Source organism: Cyanobacterium sp. T60_A2020_053 (assembly GCA_015272165.1).
Taxonomy (GTDB): domain Bacteria; phylum Cyanobacteriota; class Cyanobacteriia; order Cyanobacteriales; family Cyanobacteriaceae; genus Cyanobacterium.
Genome location: JACYMF010000006.1, coordinates 1 through 5,784, shown reverse-complemented (window position 1 = coordinate 5,784; position 5,784 = coordinate 1). Strand labels below are relative to the sequence as shown.

Sequence of the window (5,784 nt, the reverse complement as noted above, 5' to 3'; positions counted from 1 at the left end):
TATGGGCTGTCGTCTAACGGCGAGTCGGTGAACCAAGAATCCCCCACTATAACCCGTAGGGTTTAGTGGTGGGAGTGTCAATGTCTAAATATACTACTAAAATACTCTTGTCTTTCTGGGATTGATTCAGGTCCAAAATTCCATAAACTTTCGTAAAAGAAAAAGGCAACGCCACTATAACCATTTTTGACAGCGCCCTCCACCTGTTGCTTAATCATGTCTAAGGGCATCGGGCGCCCTTTTAAACCGCTTAAAATACCGATGGCGGTAGGAATGTGATTTTTGGCTTTTTGTAAGTCTGGTTGTGCCATTTCTCGCTGAAAAGCAATCATGTTATCTCGATAAAGTTGCACAATTAACTCATCAATGAGGTTAAGTTGATCCCATTTTGCCCAATCAAGTAAATATTGTTCGAGGGAAAATTCTTGAGGATTAGGAGAGACAGAAATAATTAAATTAGGGTTGACATTTTTAACTTTTTGTTGTAAAGATGCAAAAAAAGCGGTAATTTTATCAGCGCGCCAGCGCCCCCACTCTTTATTAAGATGATTAGGCGGTGGCAACATCCCGTTATGTTCTTGACGATACAAGGAAACGGTATAAGGATCATAACCGAAGTCTGAAGGATAGCCGAAATGATCATCAAATTGAATGCCATCAACGTCATGATTAGTGACAATTTCCAAGACTAAATCAGTAATAAATTCTTGTACTTCTGGATGTAAAGGATTTAGCCAAGTGCGCGGTATAACTCCCCCTTCTAGCCAAATTTTGTCCCCGTCAAGGCGATTGGTTAACCAATGAGGGTATTTTGTGCTTAAAATACTCTCGGAGGGCGCCATAAAACCAAATTCAAACCAAGGAATTACTTTAATTTCTTTGCCCTTCGCCTGTTGCACTATTTCCTCTAATACATCTCGATTTGTTAATCTTTCTTCAGGATCAATATTTATCCCTGTAACTTTCTGTAAGACTTGACTAGGATAAAGAGTATAACCGCCATTCCATACGGTGGGATAAAGGCGATTAAAACCAAAATCGGTTAAAGTATTGATAGTTTCGGTAGTGTGACGGGCGCTGAATAACACTTCACTATCAATATTTGTCAGCCATACTCCTTTAATCTCCTCTTGATGGTGATTTTGAGCATTTCCTCCTAATGGCAATATAAGGGTAAACAGGAGAGAAATCAAAAAAGCAACCACTGATTTAAGCATAGATAGATTTTGAATAGGGGAGTCAAAATTTAGAATTTAGAATTTAGAAAATAATTACTTCTACATTCTACATTCTTCATTCATTCCATTGTCAATTAAATAGCTTGACGATCAACTGTTAATAAGGTTTCGGGCGCTGGGATGTGTGCTAAAGTATTTTTGACAGGATAAAACGGTTGATGATGACTAATTAAATTAGCAAGAGTTTTTTTCAACTGGGTACGAGATACAATAGCATCCACAAAACCATGTTTTAAAAGATATTCTGAGGTTTGAAAATCGTCAGGTAATTTTTCCCGTAAAGTTTGCTCAATTACTCTTCTTCCAGCAAAACCAATGGTAGCGCCCGGCTCCGCTAAAATCAAATCCCCTAACATAGCAAAACTAGCAGTTACCCCTCCCGTAGTGGGATGAGTCAACACAGGAATATATAATAATTTAGCCTCTTGATGACGGTGGAGGGCGCCGGAAATTTTCGCCATCTGCATCAAACTTAACATTCCCTCTTGCATACGGGCGCCCCCCGACGCACAAATAATCACCACAGGTAAACCATTACCAGTGGCATATTCAATTAAACGAGTCAGTCTTTCACCCACGACAGAACCCATACTACCACCCATGAAGCGAAAATCCATCACTCCCAACGTAAAAGGTAAACCATCAATTAAACCCTTTCCCGTTTGCACCGCATCCGTGAGATTAACCTTTTGTTGCAAGTCTTTCAGACGATCTTTATAGGGTTTTCGATCCACAAAACCAAGAGGGTCAGTGGGTTGTAAATGATGATTAAGAGCTTCCCATGTGTTAGCATCGACTAACTGTTCGATACGTTCATGACTGTTAACCATCATGTGATGACCACAATCAAGGCAGACCATATTATTACTTTGTAAATCTTTAGTGTAAGCTAAAACCCCACAACTAGGGCATTTCGTCCATAAACCATCGGCGATTTCTCGTTCTTGCTGTGGTTTAATTTCTGGCTCTGATTTTCTGAGATTATCAAACCAATCGAATAATGACATTTAAACATAAATAATTAATTTTTGCTAACTGTCTATTGTAAATCAGTTTCGAGCTTTGTTGATATTTCTCCCTCACTGCTCCTATTTTTGACAATGCTTTATCATACAAAAAGGGGAAAGGCAATTTTACAGATAGTTTGGACTACCATTAATTTTGCCTACTATCTGAAAATCTGATCTATAAAAATATACTAAATTTTTTTTTTTATAAGTAAATATTATTTGACAATAGCGCCAAAATCTGCTATTACACGACTATGATTACGCAATAAACCTAATAAATTTAGGCGATTTTCCCGCACATTTTCATCTTCAGCCATTACTAAAACACTATCTTTCCCATCAAAAAAGTTGCTGACGGAGGGCGCTATTTCCACTAAAGCTGACGTTAATAACTCATAGTCGCTGTTAGTTTTTGCCTTTTCGGTAATGGGGCGTAATTTTTGTATAGCTTCATATAACTCTACTTCTGATTTAGACTCAAATAAATTTTTATTAATTACTTTTAATGGGTCTAATTCTTGAGTATCTAAATTACCTTTTTTAGCTAGTTTTGTTGAACGGTTTACTATTTCATAAATATTAGTGAGAATACCATTATTTCTAATTTCTTGTAAAAATAAGGCTCGATTGCGTACATCTAAGAGGTTATTTAAAGCTCTTTCTGCATATTCTGAATCATTTTCTCCTAACACAGCATTAACTAAATCATAATCAATTTTTAGCTCATCTTGTAATAAAGTATGAATGCGTTGTAAAAAGAAATCAGTAATAATTTGTAAAGGAGATTTTTGGCTATGTCCTGCTAAAAAATCATCACAGGCTTGAGTGATTAATTGATGTAAATTAATAGCTAAATTACCATGCCATGTAATGTTAATGATACCATTTGCTGACCTTCTCAGGGCAAAAGGATCACTTGAGCCTGTGGGAATCATCCCTAAACCAATGATACTAACAATGGTATCAAGACGATCACTAATACCCACCACTTGACCATTAAGGGTGTGAGGCATAATATCATCAGCATTACGGGGTAAATAATGCTCAAAAATACCTTTGGCAACAGTGGCTGATTCGCCACTTACTAAAGCGTATTTTTCCCCCATTACTCCTTGTAATTCGGGAAATTCATAAACCATCTGAGTGACTAAATCGGCTTTACAAAGAGACGCAGTGCTTTCAATTTCCGCTTTTTGGCTTTCATCTAAGTTCAACTGTTCGCCTATTTGTTGACTGATGGCGAGAATGCGGTTAACTTTATCGTGCATCGTGCCTAAGTCTTCTTGGAAAGTGACGGTTTCTAATTGAGGAAGATAAGTTTCTAAATGTTCGTCACAATCAGCTTGATAGAAAAATTGAGCATCGGCAAGGCGCGCGCGAATTACTTTAGCGTTACCTGTGGCAATGATAGCAGATTTTTGAGGATCACCGTTACTGATGGTGATAAAGTAGGGCAATAATTGCCCATTTTCGTCTTTGATGGGAAAGTAGCGCTGATGCGTCACCATAACGGTGGTGATTACTTCGGGGGGAAGTTGTAAAAATTCTGCTTCAAAACTACCTAAAACAGCGGTGGGATATTCTACTAGGTTGGTAACTTCAGCCAGTAAGTCAGGGTAAATATCCGCTTTTCCCCCTACGGTTTGAGCGAGGGTTTCGATTTGCTGTTTAATTTTCGCTTTTCTTGCTTCTATATCTACTTCAATAAAGGCTTGTTGCATGGCGTTAACATAATCACCAGCGCCCTCCACCGTTACGGTGTTAGGGTGTAAAATGCGATGCCCTGTGGTGGTGCGCGCCGAGTGTAAAGTGCTATCACCGAGAGGTAATTCTATGGGTAAAATATCATTATCCCAAAGGGCGACAACATGACGGATAGGGCGGGGAAAACGTAATTCTCCTTCTCCCCAACGCATAAACCTTCTACCTTCTAAACCTGTTATCCACTGTGGTACTAAGTTTTGTAATATTTCTGTAGTATTTAAGCCTGTAATTTTTTTATTAACAAAAATAAAATCTCCTTTATCCGTTGCCCTAACTTCCACATCATCGAGGCTTACCCCTTGTTTTTGGGTAAAACCCATTAACGCTTTTGTGGGTTGATTATCTTTATAACACGCAGTTAAAGGAGGACCTTTTATTTCTTCTTCTCTATCGGGTTGTTTGCTAGGCATATCTTCGATTAACACAGCTAAACGGCGCGGTGTGCCATAAATATTAATTTTTTCTGGGCTTAAAAACTCCGTTTCCAGTTGTTGCGTGATTTTTTTTTGCCATTGGTGGAGGGCGCTGTCAACAAAACTAGCTGGTAGTTCTTCTGTACCTATTTCTAATAAAAAATTGGGCATACTATAAATAATGGATAATTGACAATGGATAATTGGTATTTTACCGTTTATATGTGATATTTTCTTCCCTTTCTCCCTTTCTCCCCCTTCTTCCCTTTCTCCCCATCTCCCTTTCCTTAAACTGACACTAGAACGAAAAATTATCTATTTCTGCAACTGGGGCGCACGGGGAAATAGTGTTAAGATTTACCACCATTTCATCAATGGCTTTGACTAAATGAGTGCCTGTGCTACTGGGATGATTGGTAATAATACTAAATACTAATGTACTGTTTTCTCCCCGTTCGAGATAACCCGACAGCGCCCTCACCCCCCGTAAAGTACCTGTTTTGGCGTGTACAATACCTTTTACGGGAGTTTGTTTCATGCGATTACGGAGAGTGCCTGTCATCCCGGCAGTGGGCAGGGATGCAAAAAATAAATCTCGCTGGGGGCTACTATACATCACCCTCAGAGTATCAACAATAGCTCGAGGAGTGGCACGATTGTTACGAGATAATCCTGAGCCATCCACAAGGTTAAAACTATTAGGATTAATCCCTAACTGACTGAGAATTTCTTTGGCGCGCGCCGGTCCACCAATTTTATTTAAGAGGGTATTAGCATACCAATTATTGCTATTGAGATTAGTTGTCCTAACCCATTCCGTGAGAGATTTGTTTCCGCTAACAGTAGTATTGGGAGGAAGTTGTTGCAAGGCTGCGGCGGTAGTCAATATCTTAGCATTAGAAGCAGGGATAAATCCTCGATCTGCATTGTAATGGTAAATAGTTTCTCCCGTCTCTAAATGTTGTACTAAAATTCCCCAACCCGAAGGATAACGATTAATCACCCCTTGCATTCGCGCCCCTATGTCTCCACCACACATGGCAGGAATTTGATCCGTTGCTGGATTGACGGGCGCTGGATTAACTGGAATTTCGATAGTTTGACTACTACTATCTAAGTTATCTACGGGGATTATTGTTTGCGCTTGGAGGGCGCTGGTGGAACTTATGGTTATCACCGATAACCAGCCCAACATACTTTTTAATTTGACCATACTGCTAAATTTAAGATTTCCTTAAGTATCTTAACAGCAAATTACAAAACTGATTTTTGAACGTTCGTTGCGACAGTCCCCAATCTCAGCAAAGCGGATTGGGGAAGGATAGCGACACCCTTATTTATTTCCCCCCTTCTTGATTT

At 39.2% G+C, this 5,784-nt stretch carries 4 protein-coding genes; all 4 read right to left on the bottom strand.

Translation table 11 applies throughout. From position 1 onward, the window contains the following. Window positions 1-77: 77 nt before the first annotated feature. The 4 genes from IGQ45_00395 to IGQ45_00380 all read right to left on the bottom strand — a co-directional run bounded on the left by IGQ45_00395 (window position 78) and on the right by IGQ45_00380 (window position 5,638). Window positions 78-1,217: a family 10 glycosylhydrolase gene (locus IGQ45_00395; GenBank protein MBF2055686.1), complete on the bottom strand. Its 1,140-nt coding sequence runs from the start codon at window positions 1,215-1,217 to the stop codon at window positions 78-80. Between the two features lie 95 nt (window positions 1,218-1,312). Further along, window positions 1,313-2,245, bottom strand: coding sequence for an acetyl-CoA carboxylase, carboxyltransferase subunit beta (gene accD, locus IGQ45_00390; protein MBF2055685.1), 933 nt, complete (start codon window positions 2,243-2,245; stop codon window positions 1,313-1,315). A gap of 218 nt (window positions 2,246-2,463) precedes the next feature. After that, window positions 2,464-4,596 (bottom strand): glycine--tRNA ligase subunit beta, encoded by a 2,133-nt coding sequence (locus tag IGQ45_00385; GenBank protein MBF2055684.1) that lies wholly within the window; start codon window positions 4,594-4,596, stop codon window positions 2,464-2,466. A 127-nt stretch (window positions 4,597-4,723) separates the two neighbouring features. Continuing rightward, window positions 4,724-5,638: a D-alanyl-D-alanine carboxypeptidase gene (locus tag IGQ45_00380; protein ID MBF2055683.1), complete on the bottom strand. Its 915-nt coding sequence runs from the start codon at window positions 5,636-5,638 to the stop codon at window positions 4,724-4,726. Window positions 5,639-5,784: the final 146 nt, after the last annotated feature.